The sequence below is a fragment of the Sulfitobacter mediterraneus genome (assembly GCF_003054325.1).
GTDB classification, from domain to species: Bacteria; Pseudomonadota; Alphaproteobacteria; order Rhodobacterales; family Rhodobacteraceae; genus Sulfitobacter; species Sulfitobacter mediterraneus.
The window spans coordinates 230,263-245,221 of sequence record NZ_QBKU01000006.1; the positions used below are offsets into that span (position 1 = coordinate 230,263).

Here is a 14,959-nt window from a genome sequence, read left to right on the forward strand (position 1 = left end):
CTTTTCTTTTTGGCTGTAAATATTCCCGCCGGAGGCATCCCCGGCGGGCATCATGCGTTACCCGATGAAGGCCTGATAACCGGCTTCATCCATAAACTCGTCCATCTGCGATGCATCGCTGACCTTGAGCTTGAAAAACCACGCTTCGCCCTGCGGGTCATCGTTGACCATGCTGGGGTTGTCGGTCAGGGCGCCGTTCACTTCGGTGATTTCACCGTCGATCGGGGCCAAAATGTCAGAGGCGGCTTTGACGGATTCGATCACCACCACTTCGTCATCTTTGCTGACGGTCGTGCCTTCTTCGGGCAGTTCCACAAATACGACGTCGCCCAATTGCTCTGCCGCGTGGATGGTGATGCCCACAACCACTTCGTCGCCTTCAACGCGCAGCCATTCGTGTTCTTCGGTAAATTTCATGTTGTCGTTCCCTTGTTGATTATCTTTTGAAGTTTGCCGCCACAAAGGGCAGCTTGGCAATCGTCAATGGCAGACGTTTGCCGCGCACTTCGCCCCAAAGCGGTGTGCCGGTTTTGCTGTGTTCCGTGGCGACATAGCCCATGGCAACCGGCCCGCCAAAGGTCGGGCCAAAGCCACCGGATGTGACTGTGCCGACCTGCGTTCCGCCCGCGTCAGCGTCAAAGATCGCCACGCCTTCGCGCATCGGTGCGCGTCCTTCGGGCAGCAGACCCACACGCTTGCGGGCTGCACCGTTTTCAAAGGCAGCCATCACGGCCTCGGCACCGGGGAACCCGCCAGCACGGTCGCCGTCCCGGCGGCGTACCTTCTGCACGGCCCAGTTCAATGCGCCCTCGACAGGGTTGGTTGTGGCGTCAATGTCATGCCCATAAAGGCAAAGCCCGGCCTCAAGACGCAAGGAATCCCGTGCGCCAAGGCCAATGGCCTCAACCCCGTCCTGGGCCAACAGCTTGCGCGTCAGCGCCTCGGCCTGCGCGTCCGGCACCGAAATTTCATAGCCGTCCTCACCCGTGTAACCGGACCGGGAGGCCCAGACCGCGATCCCGTCCAGTGTCAGGTCTCGCACATGCATAAACGTCATATCTGCCGCAGCGGCATCCATCGCGGAGACCGCGGCCTCTGCGCCCGGTCCCTGCACCGCGATCAGCGCGCGATCCGTCAGGGCAGTCACGGTGATCTCGGGCTCAAGCGCCGCCTTCATGCGGGCAATATCGGCGGTCTTGCATGCTGCATTGACCACAACGAACAGATCATCGCCGCGCCGGGCAAACATCAGGTCATCCTCGATCCCGCCCGCGTCATTGGTGAACAAGCCATAACGCTGACGACCATCGCCCAGCCCCAGCACATCCATCGGCACCAGCGTTTCAAATGCTGTTGCGACCGCTTGCCATGATTGGCCCGATAGGATCACCTGACCCATGTGGCTGACGTCGAACAGCCCCGCCGCATCGCGGGTGTGCTGGTGTTCTTTCATCACGCCAAGCGGATATTGCACAGGCATTTCATAGCCCGCGAAAGGGACCATCTTGGCGCCCAGCTCAACATGCAGATCAAAAAGTGGTGTGCGGTTCAGATCGCTCATCCGGTGTGTCCCCTTGTTCAACCGGATGTCGAAAATTGATCAACCGGCACCAATGCACCGCGACATGCGGCCCACGATGCCCCCTCTGTCCTTTCGCCTGAGATCGTTATCCCTTCGGCGGGTGCATCCTCGCACCACTCTCCAGAGTGTCGTTTGTCCATCACGGTCCTTGTGGCCTGAGAGTTTCCGGGGCGGTTGCTCCTTCGGCACCGGCGCTTTGCCGATTCTCCCATGACGGATGGCTATAGGTATGCCGCGGCATACCATTCCGTCAAGCGTGCTTGTGTTTGCGCCGCTTCCGGTGTTGTCTGCGGCGGAAATCCAATGGGCAGACCCTCATGACCCCCTACTTTTTCGGCTATGGCAGCCTCGTCAACCGCAACACCCACGCCTATCCTGATGCGCATCCCGCGCAATTGCAGGGGTGGCGGCGCAAATGGGTGCGCACCAGGTTGCGCGACGTGGTATTTTTGACCGTGGAACCGGACCCCGCATGCGCCATCGACGGATTGATTGCGGCTGTGCCCGATGCCGATTGGGCGGCGCTGGATTTGCGTGAAACCGGCTATGACCGGCAACACTCAGACGGAGCCGTAACGCATCCGCTCCCCCACGCGCCACAGATCGCCCACTACAGCGTCACACCCGAAAACCGCGTGGATGGTGGCGATCATTGCATCTTGCGCAGCTATCTTGATGTGGTGGTGCAAGGGTTTCTGCGCGAATTTGGTGATGAGGGGGTCCAGCGGTTTTTTGACACAACGTCAGGCTGGGAAACGCCTATTCTGGATGACCGTGCCGCCCCGATCTATCCACGGCACCAGACCATCACCAATGATGAAACTGCACTGGTGGATCTGCATCTCAACCGGCTACCTGCGCGCTTGAAATAGCGCCATCAGACGCCCCTCGCGGCCAAAAATCTCTTGTCCCGTTTTGCCGGGCTTGCCGCCCCGCGCGATGCATCGCAGCGCCAGCACCCAAGCGACGATGCCAAACAAAACCCCTGCCAAGGATTGCCCGATCAGCACCCCCTGCGGCCCCCAAATCATCGCGCCCAGCCAGACCAACGGGATCAGTGCCAGCGCATTGCGGCCCCAGTTGGTGAAGGTGGACAGGAACGGCTGACCCAGATTATTGAACGCCGCATTCGCAACAAACAAAACACCGGGAAAGAAAAACGCCAAGGACAGCGGCCCGCAAAACAGATAAATCAGATCGCGGGTGATGCCTGTGGCCTCAAACAAATTGGCAATCGGCACGCGCAGGGCAAAGAGCACCGCAGAGACAAAGATCGTGACCAGCGCCGTGAACAAGACCGCCGCGTTGAACCCGCGCCGCACCCGATCCAAGTTGCCCGCGCCGTAGTTCTGACCAATGATCGGCCCAACAGCCCCGGACAGCGCAAAGACCACGCCAAAAGCCACCGGTATCATCCGCCCGACGATCGCCATACCCGCCACAGCCTCTTCGCCATATCCGGCCATCGCGCGGGTGACATAGGCCTGACCGACAGGGGTGGCGATCTGCGCCAGAATCGCAGGAAAGGCGATGGCGAGCACCGGTGCCAGATCGCGGATCATACCGGCCAGACGCGGACGCACGATGCCGCCATAGATCCGGATCAACGGCAAGATCGCAACGACAGCAATCACCAAACGCGCCACGAAGGAGGCGATTGCCGCGCCGGTCAGTTCCAGATCCAGCCCGAATATCAAGATCGGGTCCAGCACCGCGTTGACCACGCCGCCCGAAATCGTCGCCATCATCGCCCGCCGCGCATCGCCGTGGGCACGCAATACTGCGCTGCCCATCATGCCGAGGATCAAGAACGGCACGCTCGGCACCACAATTTGCAGGAAATGCACGCTCAGTTCAGCGGTCTCCCCGGTCGCGCCCAAAAGCGCCACCATCCATTCCAGAGACAACCAAAAGATCACCGCAAAAACGATGCTGAACATAAACCCATATGTCAGGGCATGGGTGGTGCGTTCCCGCGCCAGTACGGCTTCCCCCGATCCAAGCGCCCGTGCCACCAAAGCCCCAGCAGAAATCGCCAATCCGATCCCGAAGGATGTGGTGAAAAACAAGATCGCGCCAGCATAGCCGACAGCGGCAGCCAGTTCCGATTTGCCCAGCATCGAAATGAAGATCATATCAACAAAATCGACAACAAAGACCGCCATCAAACCGATGGAGGCCGTCAACGCCATCACGGCAGTATGGGCAAACAAATTGCCGGTCAGGAATTTCGCCTGTGCATCAGCCATCTGCGGTCGCGCCGCTGATCTGGCCTTGGGCCGGATGTGTGATCCCCGGCCCGCTGATCATTTTTGCGCTTTGACCACTTGCAACAAGGGCATCACAGCGGCCATTTCCGGCCCGTGTTCCTGCCCCGTCAGGGCCAAACGCAATGGCCGGAACAGGCCGCGCCCCTTGCGGCCTGTGGCCTCTTTGACGGCGGCGGTCCAGTTGGACCAGGTGCTTTCGTCAAACGGCATATCGGGCAGCATCGCCATGGCCTCTTTGATGAAGTCCTCATCGCCCTCTTCGATCACCGGATCGGCGCCATCGCGGAACATCGCCCACCAACCGCTCAGGTCTTTGAGGGTCGAAATGTTTTCGCGAGTGACGGACCAGAACCGGTCAGCTTGATCCGCAGGTACGCCCAGCGCGGCAATCTCATCTGCCACGGCCTCAAGCGGCAATTGCTGCAAATAACGCCCGGTCAGCGGGAACAGATCCTGCACGTCAAATTTGGTCGGAGCAGAACCGAAGTGATTGATATCAAAGCCTTCGATCAGGCTTTCCATATCCGTGCGCAGTTCAACCGGATCGGACGATCCAAGCCGCGCCATCAAGCTAAGCAACGCGTAAGGCTGGATGCCTTGCGCGCGCAGATCACGCAAAGACAAGGTGCCAAGCCGTTTCGACAGCGCTTCACCTTGGGGGCCAGTCAACAGCGAATGGTGGGCAAAGCTTGGCACATTGCCCATGCCCAGCGCCTGCATGATCTGGATTTGCGTCGCGGTGTTTGTGACGTGGTCAGAGCCGCGCACAACATGGGTCACGCCCATCTCCGTGTCATCCACAACACTCGCCAGCGTATAAAGGATTTGCCCGTCACCACGGATCAGCACCGGATCGGAAACGGAGGCCGCATCAATGGAAATATCGCCCAGAATGCCGTCATTCCATTCGATCCGTTCTTGATCCAGCTTGAACCGCCAAACACCATCACCACGTTCGGCACGCAGGGCGTTCTTTTCATCATCGCTCAAGGCCAGCGCAGCGCGGTCATAGACCGGCGGCTTGCCCATGTTCAGCTGTTTCTTGCGCTTGAGGTCCAGCTCGGTCGGGGTCTCGAATGCCTCATAGAACCGGCCTTTGGCCCGCAGATCATCCGCCGCCGCGTGGTATTGATCAAGGCGCTCTGACTGGCGCTCGACGCGGTCCCAGTGCAGGCCCAGCCACGTCAGGTCTTCCTTGATCGCATCAACGTATTCTTCTTTGCTGCGCTCTGGATCGGTGTCGTCAATCCGCAGGATGAAAGTGCCGCCAGCCTTGCGGGCGATCAGATAGTTCATCAGGGCGGTCCGCAGGTTGCCCACATGGATATATCCGGTTGGGGACGGGGCAAAACGGGTAACGGTTTGGCTGGACATTTGGTATTCTCCTATCGCAACGGTCACCTGTCACAGCGCCGCCGAATTGTCCAGTAAGCAGCTGCGCCGCAGGGCTATGTTGGCTGCACCGGCCAATGTCCGTTCAGGTCTTTGAGACCAGCGCGGATCAGTTCGCCGAGGACGTCTGTATCAGCATCGGCCAGCTTGTTAAGGTAAAGGCATGACTTGCCTTTGCTGTGTTTGCCCAGCCGCGCCAAAATCGGATCGAAATTGGCATATCCCGGCATGATGTAGATCGACAACTTCGCCTTGCGGGGGGCAAATCCGGTGGCAAATGTGCTGCCGCTGCGGCCAGAGGCGTAGGTGTAATCGTAGCGCCCATACCCCAACATGCCGCCTTTGTAGAACCGTGGCTGCCAGCCGGTGACTTTGCGAAACAGCGCGTCGAGTTCGTCCGCCTCTGCATGGCGGCGCGGGGGCTCAACCTTTGCCAGAAACTCCGCAACCTCATCCATCGTGCGTCCTTTGCCGCTTGGTCAGCCGCCGTCGTTCAGCGCGCCGTTCTCCCAATCTCCGCTGGCTTCTTCGCCCGTGGCATATCGCATGGTGCCCGCACCTTGGCGTTTGCCTGCTTTGAAGGTGCCCTCATAGACGTCACCATTTGCATAGGTCGCTTTGCCCTGCCCTTCGATCTCGCCGCGGAACCATTGGCCTTCATAGACAAATCCGCTGGCCATGGTGATGTTGCCGGTGCCGTGACGCTGTCCCATATCGAACTCACCCACATAGATGGTGCCATCGGGATAGGTTGCTTTGCCCTGTCCATGGCGCTGGCCATCTTTCCAAGTGCCTTCATAGCGATAGCCATCGGCATAGGTCATAACGCCTTGTCCGTCGTTGCGCGCGTTCTTGAAGTTGCCCTCGTATACCACGCCACTGGGATAGGTCGCCTTGCCCTGCCCTTCGATCACACCGCCCGCCCAGGCACCTTCATAGGTTGAGCCGTCAGGATAGGTGATCTTTCCCTCGCCATCCGCCAGATCATTACGGAACGATCCGACATAGACCGACCCATCAGGATAGGTTACCGTGCCTTGGCCCTCAATCTGCCCCGCCACCCAAGAGCCGGAGTAGACATAGCCATCAGCCCCGGTGAACGTGCCCTGCCCGTCGCGGCGGTCATCCTTAAAGCTGCCCTCGTAGGTGTCGCCATTGGCATAGGTGACCTTACCGCGCCCTTCGCGGCGGCCACTGACAAGGATGCCCTCATAGACATCGCCATTGGCTTGGGTCAGCTTGCCGGTGCCGTCGATCTGGCCGTCTTTCCATGATCCGACATAAATCAAGCCGTCCGGCATTGTCAGCGTTCCGGTGCCGTGGCGTTTACCCTCGCGGATATCACCATCATAGACCGCCCCATCGGGATAGGTGATCGTGCCAACCCCGTGTTTGGCCCCATCCACCCAATCACCCTTGTATTCATAACCGCCCGGGCTTTGCATCACGCCTTTGCCGTGGTGTTTGGCATTGCGGAATTGCCCCTCATAGCGCACCCCATTGGCATAAAGCGCAACGCCCTGCCCCATGATCGCGCCGGCCTCCCATTCACCTTCAAAGGTGCCGCCATCGGCAAAGGTGATCTTGCCAAACCCGTCCGGTTTGCCCTTGGCGAAGTTGCCCTCATAGACCGATCCGTTGGGAAAGCGGGCGACGCCTTCGCCCTTGATTTCCCCGTCTTCCCAATTGCCACTGTACTCATAGCCATTGGGCAGTTTGTAGCTGCCCTGACCGTGCTGCAACCCGCCACGAAAACTGCCTTCGTAGATACCACCGTCTTCATATTGTTTGGTCTGGACCTGCGCCTCCTGTGCCAAGACAGGCAAAGGCAACAGCGAAAGGCAAAGCAACAAAGAACGGAGCGACATGGACATACCTGTTTTTCACGCGAAACTGCGCCGGATCGGTTTGGGCCGCACCCCCTGCGGCCTTTGAGCGGTAGCCTATGCAAAGGGACCAAAGGGGGCAATCGTCTTTTGTCGAGGTCGGTTGTGGCGCGGTTTGCGGCCCTCGACCCGCTGGAAAAAGCCGCCTAGGCTGTCGCAAACAGGAGGTTTTTATGACCGATGACACCCAAACCCCATACACAGGCCATTGTTACTGCGGAGCGCTGGCATATGCCGCCGAAGGCGCACCGGTCTTTAAGGCGCAATGCCACTGCCGCGAATGCCAGTATTTTTCGGGCGGTGGACCGAACTACTTTATGATGATGCCCAAGGATGGCTTTCGCTGGACCAAAGGCAACCCACAGGAATTCACCCGTTCGAATCTGGAAGGGGCCGTCACCCGCTGTTTCTGCGGTGAATGCGGCACCCATATCCTGACCAAACTGCCCGCGCGGGATCATGTGGTCCTCAAGGTTGGCACGCTGGATGAGCCATCACAATTTGGCGCAGCCAAGGCGGCGATCTATATGGTGGACCAACAGCCCTTTCATCTGGTTCCTGATGGCCTTCCCGCCTTTGAACGCCTGCCACCGCGCTGATCGGGCGCAACGCTTGGGCGCGATTGGGGTTTTCCCCCGCCGATGATCTGCTACATCACAGTGCAGACGTATTTATCTATCGAGGCAGCGCATGGCAGACCGGTTTCGCATCACATTGGGTCAGTTGAACCCAACCGTCGGGGATTTGGCGGGCAACGCCGCGCTGGCCCGCGAGGCTTGGCAGGCTGGCAAAGAGGCTGGTGCTGATCTGGTCGCCCTGCCGGAAATGTTCATCACCGGCTACAACGCGCAGGATCTGGTGATGAAACGCGCGTTCCAGCTGGATGTGATGACCCATATTGAGGCACTGGCCGCCGATTGTGCGGATGGGCCCGCACTGGCCATTGGTGCGCCGTGGGCCGAAGGCACCGCGCTGTATAATGCCTATCTGATCCTGAAAGGCGGCAAAATCGCCAGCCGGTCGCTCAAATACAATCTGCCCAACGAGACCGTTTTTGACGAAGTGCGCATCTTTGATGCCGGACCATTGGGCGGGCCATATTCCGTTGGCAACACCCGCATCGGATCGCCGATTTGCGAGGACGCATGGCACCCCGATGTGGCCGAAACGCTAGAAGAAACGGGCGCGGAGTTCCTGTTGGTGCCCAACGGGTCGCCCTATTACCGCAACAAGATGGAAACCCGCATGAACGTGATGGTCGCGCGGGTGATCGAGACCGGCCTGCCGCTGATCTATCTCAACATGATTGGCGGACAGGATGATCAGGTCTTTGATGGCGCGTCCTTTGCCCTGAACCCCGGCGGGCAACTGGCCATGCAACTGCCCGCGTTTGAACGGCAGATCACCCATGTCGATCTGGAACGCGGCCCCGAAGGTTGGCGCGTGGTCCAACAAGACCTGGCGCATCTGCCGGATGCCTGGGAACAGGATTACCGCGTGATGGTGCTGGGCCTGCGCGATTACATGCGCAAAACCGGGTTCAAGAAGGTGTTGCTGGGCCTGTCCGGCGGCATCGACAGCGCCATTGTGGCCACCATCGCCGTGGATGCCCTTGGCGCGGACAATGTGCGCTGTGTGATGTTGCCGTCTGAATATACATCGCAAGCATCCCTTGATGATGCTGAGGCGGTCGCCGAGGCTCTGGGCTGCCGTTACGACTATGTGCCGATTGCCGAGGGTCGCGGTGCGATCACCAACACCCTGGCACCGCTATTTGAGGGTCTAGAACCCGGTTTGACTGAGGAAAATATCCAGTCCCGTTTGCGTGGATTGTTGTTGATGGCGATGTCCAACAAATTTGGTGAAATGCTGCTGACCACGGGCAACAAATCCGAGGTCGCGGTGGGTTATGCCACGATTTATGGCGATATGTCGGGCGGCTACAACCCGATCAAGGATATGTACAAAACCCGCGTGTTTGAGACCTGCCGCTGGCGCAACACCAATCACCGCGACTGGATGATGGGGCCGATAGGCGAGATGATCCCGGACCGGATTATCACCAAACCGCCCACCGCCGAGTTGCGCGAAGATCAAAAAGATAGCGACAGCCTGCCGGATTATCCGGTGCTGGACGCGATCCTTGATATTCTCGTGGATCAAGACGGGTCGATTGAGGATTGTGTTGCCGCCGGATTTGACCGGGATATCGCCAAGAAAGTCGAGCATCTGATTTACATCTCCGAATACAAGCGGTTCCAGTCCGCCCCCGGCCCACGTCTGACCAAAGGCGCGTTCTGGTTGGACCGGCGCTATCCGATTGTGAACCGCTGGCGCGATCCGAGTTAAGGCGATGACGGCGCCGATCCTTGTTCCGATCCGGCGCAGCAGATCGCTGATGATCGCGGGTTCCTTTGCGGTGCTGGCGGCGTTCTGTTTGGGTTTTTTTGGTCTGGTTCTGACACGCGACGCCCCGATGGACGCATTGCCTTTTGTCACGTTCGCAGTAGGGGCCGGTTGTGCGGCGTTGGCGTTCTACTTTGCCGGTGTTGCCCTGCGTGCGCCTTTGGCGCTGCGCATGGATCAAAATGGCATCTCTGGCTACTACGCCGAACCGGCAGAATGGGCCGAGATCAGGGATATCAGCGTGATCACCGGCCAGAAGGGGCATCGTTTTCTGGGCTTTGCCCTGCATGACCCCATTGCCTTTCGGGACCGGCAAACCGCTTGGCGGCGGCTGACCTCTTGGTCCAACGGGCGCAGCACCGGCCATCATATCGTTATTCCTGAACTGATCCTGAAAGACCGATCCGTGGAGGATCTGGCGGCAGAGGCCAAGGCCCTGCATGCAAAGGCTGTGCACGGGGATGTGAATTGAGCCTTGGCGGCATGCGTTGCACTCTGCCCGTCATGCGTATTCTTGCCCTCCTTTTCAGCCTGCTTGCCGCCCCGGCCTTTGCTTGCGGCCCCGACAGTGATTGTGTCATCGGTGATCGATCCTACCGGATCTCATTGCCCCAATCGCAGGATGGCGCGGCCCCTGCAGGCGCGTTGATCTGGTCACACGGTTATCGCGGCAGCGCGGCAGGGGTGATGCGCAACCGCGCCTTGCGGCGGGTGGCAGCGGAGGCGGGAATGGCCCTGATCGCCGCGCAGGGTGTGAACGGATCATGGAACCTGCCCAACGGGCCGCGCACCATGGACAGCACCGGCGCGGCGGAGTTTGCCTATTTTGACGCGGTCATTGCCGATGCTGTTGCCCGTTTTGACATCGACCCCGCCCGTGTGGTCGCCAGCGGGTTTAGCGCGGGCGGCATGATGGTTTGGTATCTGGCCTGCCTGCACCCCGAACCCTTCGCCGCCTTTGTGCCGTTTTCCGGCACTTACTGGAAGGAACCGCCCGCAGACTGCTCCGCACCGGCCCGCAGCATTGTCCATGTCCACGGCGATGCCGACCGCACGGTGCCATTGAACGGCCGGCCTATTGGCGGGACACATCAGGGCCGGGTGATGGACGCCCTGACCCACTACCGCAGCTTTGGAAATTTCGGGAATCCGTCGCAAAGCCAGCCGTTGAACCTGTCTTGTGAAACCCGTGCAAACGCCCCCGGAGGCATTCTGGAATACTGCCTGTTTCCGGGTGGGCATTCGTTCAGCACCAAACACCTTGGCTATGCGCTTAAGCGGCTGAAGGCCAAAGGTCAGCTTTAAAGCCGGCCAAAAACATCTTGAAATGCGGCCTCACCTTCGGGTGAGAACCGGACCACCCGTGTGCCATCCTCACGCTGTGCCCAACCGAGGGTCTGCATCTGTGCCAGAATGGCCCGTCCGACACTGCCCGCCAGATGGGTTTGCCGGGCGCTCCAATCCAGACAGGACCGGCACAGCGGCGTCTTGCTGCGTTTGAGTGCCGCCAGATCGATGCCAAAATCCGTCAGGAACACCTCACCTTTTGCGGTCAGGGTCACGGCCTCTTCGGCCTCATGCAGCATGCCGCGGGCCAATAGACCCTGATAAAGCGTGATGCCCTTTTCACCTGCCAAATGGCTGTAGCAAACCCGCGCCTCCCGCAGTGCTGCATCGCGGGGGCCGGTGCGGGTGCGCAAGTGCCCCGCACCCGCAGCCAGACCCATCAACGCCTCTAGCGCATGAGCAACGTCATCGCTGCCAAGGGTGAAGTATTTGTGCCGCCCCGACTTGCGGCATTGGATCATCTCCGCCGCCTCAAGCTTGGCCAGATGGGCGCTGGCGGTTTGCACGGTCACACCCGCCTCACCGGCCAGTTCGGTGGCGGTCAGGGCCTTGCCCGCCATCAGCGCGGTCAGGATATTGGCGCGGGCCGGATCACCGATCAGCGCCGCAATGCGGGATATGTCTGGGCCGTCTTTCATACTTCGACCATAGCCGAAGCATTGCCGCCGATCAATCCGCTAGAACCGGGCCAGCAACAAGGAGACACCCATGCTGACCTGTATCATCAAGTACTACATCGACCCCACCAAGAAAGCCGCCTTTGAACACTATGCCCGCAACTGGGGGCAGGCGATCCCGCGCTGCGGCGCAGATCTGATCGGCTATTACGCCCCGCACGAAGGGTCCAGCACGCTGGCCTATGGCATCTACAACATCCCTGATCTGGCCGCATATGAGGCCTATCGCGCGCGGCTTGCCGCTGATCCATTGGGCCGCGAGAATTATGAGTTTGCCCAGTCCGAGAAATTCCTGTTGCGCGAGGACCGGACCTTTCTCAAACTGGTGTCCACCCCGCATGGAGCGCCCAAATGATTGCAGTGATTTTCGAAGTGATGCCGCATCCTGACCGCAAAGGCGACTACCTCGACCTTGCAGCCGAGATGAAACCGCTGGTCGATCAGGTGGAGGGGTTTATCTCTGTTGAACGGTTTCAAAGCCTGACCAACCCGGACAAGCTGCTGTCTCTTTCGTTTTTCCGCGATGAAGAAGCCGTGCAGAACTGGCGCAAGCTGACCGCGCATCGCAAGGCCCAGGCCAAAGGGCGGGCGGGGATCTTTACCGACTATCATCTGCGGATCGCCCATGTGATCCGCGACTATGGCCTCGCAGACCGGGATCAAGCACCAGACGACAGCCGCGCCAGCCACGGCTGATCCTGCGCCGCATTGTGACTGGCCCTTGTTTCACGCTAAACAGGGGCCGGACCAACACAGGAAGGAGCCGTGCAACATGGGCAAGGTATTTGTCACCGACCGCGAATTGCGCTTTGGCGATTGCGATATATCCGGCACCGCTTATTTCCCCTCCTACCTCAATCTGCTCAACGGCGTGAACGAGGAATACTGGGCGCACATCGGCTATCCTTGGCACGAGATCATCTGGAAAGAACGCTGGGGCACGCCCACGGTTCACCTGACCTGCGATTTCTCGATCCCGTCGCTGTTTGGTCAAACCCTGACGTTTGAATTACGTGTGGTGCGCGTGGGTCGATCCTCCGTGACGCTCAAGCATGAGATCAGTTGCAAAGGCGAAAAGCGCTGGAACAGTACGCAGGTTCTTGCGGCCTCTGATCTGGACAAACATACCTCGGTGGCATGGCCAGATGCCGTGAAGGCAACGCTGGACGATTGGCTGGTCACGGACGAGGGCGCCTAGGTCAAACCACCTCGCCCGCGTCCAAACGTTTGAGCCATTTGCGCGCATCTATTAAAACGGTTTCGCGCCGGTCCGCATCCATGCGGTCCCATGTGCGGTACATATTGCCCATCCGCGCATTGTCTTTGAACCGGTCCCGATGCCGGTCCAGAAAATGCCAATACAGCAGGTTAAACGGGCAGGCTCCCTCGCCGGTTTTCACGCTGACCTTGTAAGCGCAACCTTTGCAATAATTCGACATCCGGTTGATGTAGGCCCCCGATGACACATAGGGCTTGGAGGCAATGACCCCGCCATCGGCAAACTGGCTCATCCCGATGGTATTGGGTGCCTCGACCCACTCGAACGCATCGGCGTAAACCTCCAGATACCATTCGTGCACCTGCGCGGGGTCCACCCCGGCCAAAAGGGCAAAATTGCCCGTCACCATAAGCCGCTGAATGTGATGGGCATAGGCGCTGGTCTTGGTCTGGCGCACCGCATGGGCGATACAGTTCATATTTGTCTCAGCGCCCCAATAGAAGTCAGGCAAATCCCGGTCATGGCGCAGGGCGTTGCGGGTGACATAATCCGGCCCTTCCAGAAAATAGATGCCCCGCACATATTCGCGCCAACCGATGATTTGGCGGATGAACCCTTCAGCGGCGTTGATCGGTACGCTTCCATCCTGCCACGCCTTTTCTGCCGCTTGGCAGATCTCGATTGGGCCCAGCAATCCAATGTTCAGATAGGGCGACAGCACCGCATGATAGAGGGTTTCATGCTCTTCCAACATGGCATCCTGATAATCCCCGAATTTCGGCAGCGCATGAGTGATGAAGTGATCCAAAGCCTCCAGTGCCTGCGCTCGCGTGGTCGCAAATTCGAAGGGATAAAGATCACCAAAATGATCGGCAAAGCGGGCCTCAACCAGATCCAGCACCTCTGCCGTCTGGGCATCCGGCTCGAACCGCATAGGCCCGTCATGATCTACGTCATCAGGGGCAGGCTTGCGGTTGTCGTGATCATAATTCCACTGCCCGCCAGCGGGGTCATCGCCCTCCATCAACAGCCCGGTCTTACGCCGCATCTCGCGGTAGAAATATTCCATTCGCAAGGCTTTGCGTCCTTCGGCCCAGCCCTCAAAATCAGCATGGGACGCCAGAAAGCGATGATCAGGCAACATCTGTACCTTGATCGGCGCATACTTCAGCTTATCAATCAGCCGCCATTCGCCCGGCTCGGTACAGATCACCTCTTGCGCCCCGGTCTCTTCCGCCCGGCGCAGCAGTTCTCCGACGATGGAGCCAGCATTGTGCGTGTCGTCCAACTGCGTATAGCGCAGATCCCATCCGTCCTCTTTCAACGCCTGCGCAAATTTGCGCATTGCAGCAAAGACCAATGCGATCTTCTTGGGATGGTGGCGTACATATCCGGCCTCATCCGCAACCTCGGCCATGACAACAATATCGCTGCCCTTGTCCGCCTCAGCCAAGGCGCTGAGCCCTTCCGACAACTGGTCCCCCAACACCAAAATCAACCGGCTCACCACGGCACCTCGCTGCCCGCCCAGTCAAAAAAACCGCCAGTTTGTGCAGGCGTCAGGCCATCCATAACACCTATGAGATTTTGCGCAGCTTCCTCCGCTGGTACGGCGGGATGGCGGCCCAGATAGGCCTGGGTAAACGGGGTCGCCACAGTGCCCGGATGCAGCGCCACGCAGATGCTCTGCGGATGGCTGCGGGACAATTCAATCGCTGCTGTGTGGACAATCTGGTTCACCGCCGCCTTGGCACTGCGATAGCTGATCCAGCCGCCCAAACTATTGTCGCCGATGGACCCTACCCGCGCCGACAAAATCGCAAAAACCGCGCGGCGATCCTTGCGCAGCAAGCGATGCGCTTGAGCCAGCACCAGCGCCGGACCAACCGCATTGAGCGCAAATTGATCCATCATCGCGTCCTTGCGCACCGCACGAATGGTCTTTTCCGGCGCTGCGCCGCCAATCTCCAACGCGCCACTGGCGACAATCACCTGATCAAACGGCCCCGCCAGCCGCCCCAAATGATGCGCAACACTGTCAGGATCCGTCACATCGAACCCGTCGCCGGACCGCGACAGGCCCACCACACGATCCCCGCGTGCCTGATGCGCCTGCACCAGTGCCGAACCGATCCCGCCGCTGGCCCCAATGATCAAAACATCTTTCATATCCCGGAACT

The 14,959-nt window shown here is 59.5% G+C and carries 17 protein-coding genes and 1 riboswitch; of the genes, 8 read left to right on the plus strand and 9 right to left on the minus strand.

The genetic code is table 11. The features are described 5' to 3' along the window. Positions 1-57: 57 nt before the first annotated feature. Complete coding sequence (gcvH, locus tag C8N31_RS11960; protein ID WP_025049553.1) at positions 58-417, minus strand: glycine cleavage system protein GcvH; 360 nt, start codon at positions 415-417, stop codon at positions 58-60. A gap of 19 nt (positions 418-436) precedes the next feature. After that, positions 437-1,561: a glycine cleavage system aminomethyltransferase GcvT gene (gene gcvT, locus C8N31_RS11965; protein ID WP_025049552.1), complete on the minus strand. Its 1,125-nt coding sequence runs from the start codon at positions 1,559-1,561 to the stop codon at positions 437-439. Between the two features lie 153 nt (positions 1,562-1,714). Next, positions 1,715-1,803: riboswitch (glycine riboswitch) on the minus strand. A gap of 96 nt (positions 1,804-1,899) precedes the next feature. Here gcvT and C8N31_RS11970 point away from each other — a divergent pair. Further along, positions 1,900-2,454, plus strand: a complete 555-nt coding sequence (locus tag C8N31_RS11970) for a gamma-glutamylcyclotransferase family protein (protein WP_025049551.1) — start codon at positions 1,900-1,902, stop codon at positions 2,452-2,454. Here C8N31_RS11970 and C8N31_RS11975 read toward each other — a convergent pair. The 4 genes from C8N31_RS11975 to C8N31_RS11990 all read right to left on the minus strand — a co-directional run bounded on the left by C8N31_RS11975 (position 2,434) and on the right by C8N31_RS11990 (position 7,112). Next, complete coding sequence (locus tag C8N31_RS11975) at positions 2,434-3,831, minus strand: MATE family efflux transporter (RefSeq protein WP_025049550.1); 1,398 nt, start codon at positions 3,829-3,831, stop codon at positions 2,434-2,436. The genes C8N31_RS11970 and C8N31_RS11975 overlap by 21 nt on opposite strands. Before the next feature lie 57 nt (positions 3,832-3,888). After that, the gene (gltX, locus tag C8N31_RS11980) at positions 3,889-5,226 is read right to left on the minus strand and encodes a glutamate--tRNA ligase (protein ID WP_025049549.1); all 1,338 of its coding nucleotides are present in this window, start codon (positions 5,224-5,226) and stop codon (positions 3,889-3,891) included. Between the two features lie 74 nt (positions 5,227-5,300). After that, positions 5,301-5,702, minus strand: a complete 402-nt coding sequence (locus tag C8N31_RS11985) for a DUF1801 domain-containing protein (protein ID WP_025049548.1) — start codon at positions 5,700-5,702, stop codon at positions 5,301-5,303. Between the two features lie 21 nt (positions 5,703-5,723). Then, positions 5,724-7,112 carry an MORN repeat-containing protein gene (locus tag C8N31_RS11990; protein ID WP_051544661.1) on the minus strand — a complete coding sequence of 463 codons (1,389 nt, stop codon included), beginning with the start codon at positions 7,110-7,112 and terminating at the stop codon, positions 5,724-5,726. A 191-nt stretch (positions 7,113-7,303) separates the two neighbouring features. On the opposite strand from C8N31_RS11990, the gene C8N31_RS11995 reads away from it, so the two are divergent. The 4 genes from C8N31_RS11995 to C8N31_RS12010 all read left to right on the plus strand — a co-directional run bounded on the left by C8N31_RS11995 (position 7,304) and on the right by C8N31_RS12010 (position 10,841). Continuing rightward, a complete protein-coding gene (locus tag C8N31_RS11995) occupies positions 7,304-7,729 on the plus strand; it encodes a GFA family protein (protein ID WP_025049546.1) in 426 nt (141 codons plus the stop codon). A gap of 91 nt (positions 7,730-7,820) precedes the next feature. Next, positions 7,821-9,479, plus strand: a complete 1,659-nt coding sequence (locus C8N31_RS12000; RefSeq protein ID WP_025049545.1) for an NAD+ synthase — start codon at positions 7,821-7,823, stop codon at positions 9,477-9,479. 4 nt (positions 9,480-9,483) lie between these two features. Beyond that, positions 9,484-10,008, plus strand: a complete 525-nt coding sequence (locus tag C8N31_RS12005; RefSeq protein WP_025049544.1) for a hypothetical protein — start codon at positions 9,484-9,486, stop codon at positions 10,006-10,008. Between the two features lie 32 nt (positions 10,009-10,040). Next, a complete protein-coding gene (locus C8N31_RS12010; RefSeq protein ID WP_025049543.1) occupies positions 10,041-10,841 on the plus strand; it encodes a CE1 family esterase in 801 nt (266 codons plus the stop codon). Here C8N31_RS12010 and C8N31_RS12015 read toward each other — a convergent pair. Beyond that, positions 10,838-11,521 carry an ArsR/SmtB family transcription factor gene (locus tag C8N31_RS12015; RefSeq protein WP_025049542.1) on the minus strand — a complete coding sequence of 228 codons (684 nt, stop codon included), beginning with the start codon at positions 11,519-11,521 and terminating at the stop codon, positions 10,838-10,840. The two genes, C8N31_RS12010 and C8N31_RS12015, sit on opposite strands and share 4 nt — an antisense overlap. 70 nt (positions 11,522-11,591) lie before the next feature. Between C8N31_RS12015 and C8N31_RS12020 the strand changes: the two genes are divergently transcribed. From C8N31_RS12020 to C8N31_RS12030, 3 genes are all read left to right on the plus strand, one after another. Further along, complete coding sequence (locus tag C8N31_RS12020; protein ID WP_025049541.1) at positions 11,592-11,915, plus strand: NIPSNAP family protein; 324 nt, start codon at positions 11,592-11,594, stop codon at positions 11,913-11,915. Then, the gene (locus C8N31_RS12025; protein ID WP_025049540.1) at positions 11,912-12,256 is read left to right on the plus strand and encodes an antibiotic biosynthesis monooxygenase family protein; all 345 of its coding nucleotides are present in this window, start codon (positions 11,912-11,914) and stop codon (positions 12,254-12,256) included. The genes C8N31_RS12020 and C8N31_RS12025 overlap by 4 nt, the downstream gene beginning before the upstream one ends. A 76-nt stretch (positions 12,257-12,332) precedes the next feature. Further along, the gene (locus tag C8N31_RS12030; protein ID WP_025049539.1) at positions 12,333-12,758 is read left to right on the plus strand and encodes an acyl-CoA thioesterase; all 426 of its coding nucleotides are present in this window, start codon (positions 12,333-12,335) and stop codon (positions 12,756-12,758) included. Position 12,759: 1 nt separating this feature from the next. On the opposite strand, the gene C8N31_RS12035 is transcribed toward C8N31_RS12030, so the two are convergent. Both C8N31_RS12035 and C8N31_RS12040 read right to left on the minus strand, forming a co-directional pair. Beyond that, a complete protein-coding gene (locus tag C8N31_RS12035; protein WP_037918898.1) occupies positions 12,760-14,289 on the minus strand; it encodes a cryptochrome/photolyase family protein in 1,530 nt (509 codons plus the stop codon). Next, positions 14,283-14,948, minus strand: coding sequence for an SDR family NAD(P)-dependent oxidoreductase (locus C8N31_RS12040; protein WP_025049537.1), 666 nt, complete (start codon positions 14,946-14,948; stop codon positions 14,283-14,285). Before C8N31_RS12040 ends, C8N31_RS12035 begins: the two co-directional genes overlap by 7 nt. Positions 14,949-14,959 lie beyond the last annotated feature (11 nt).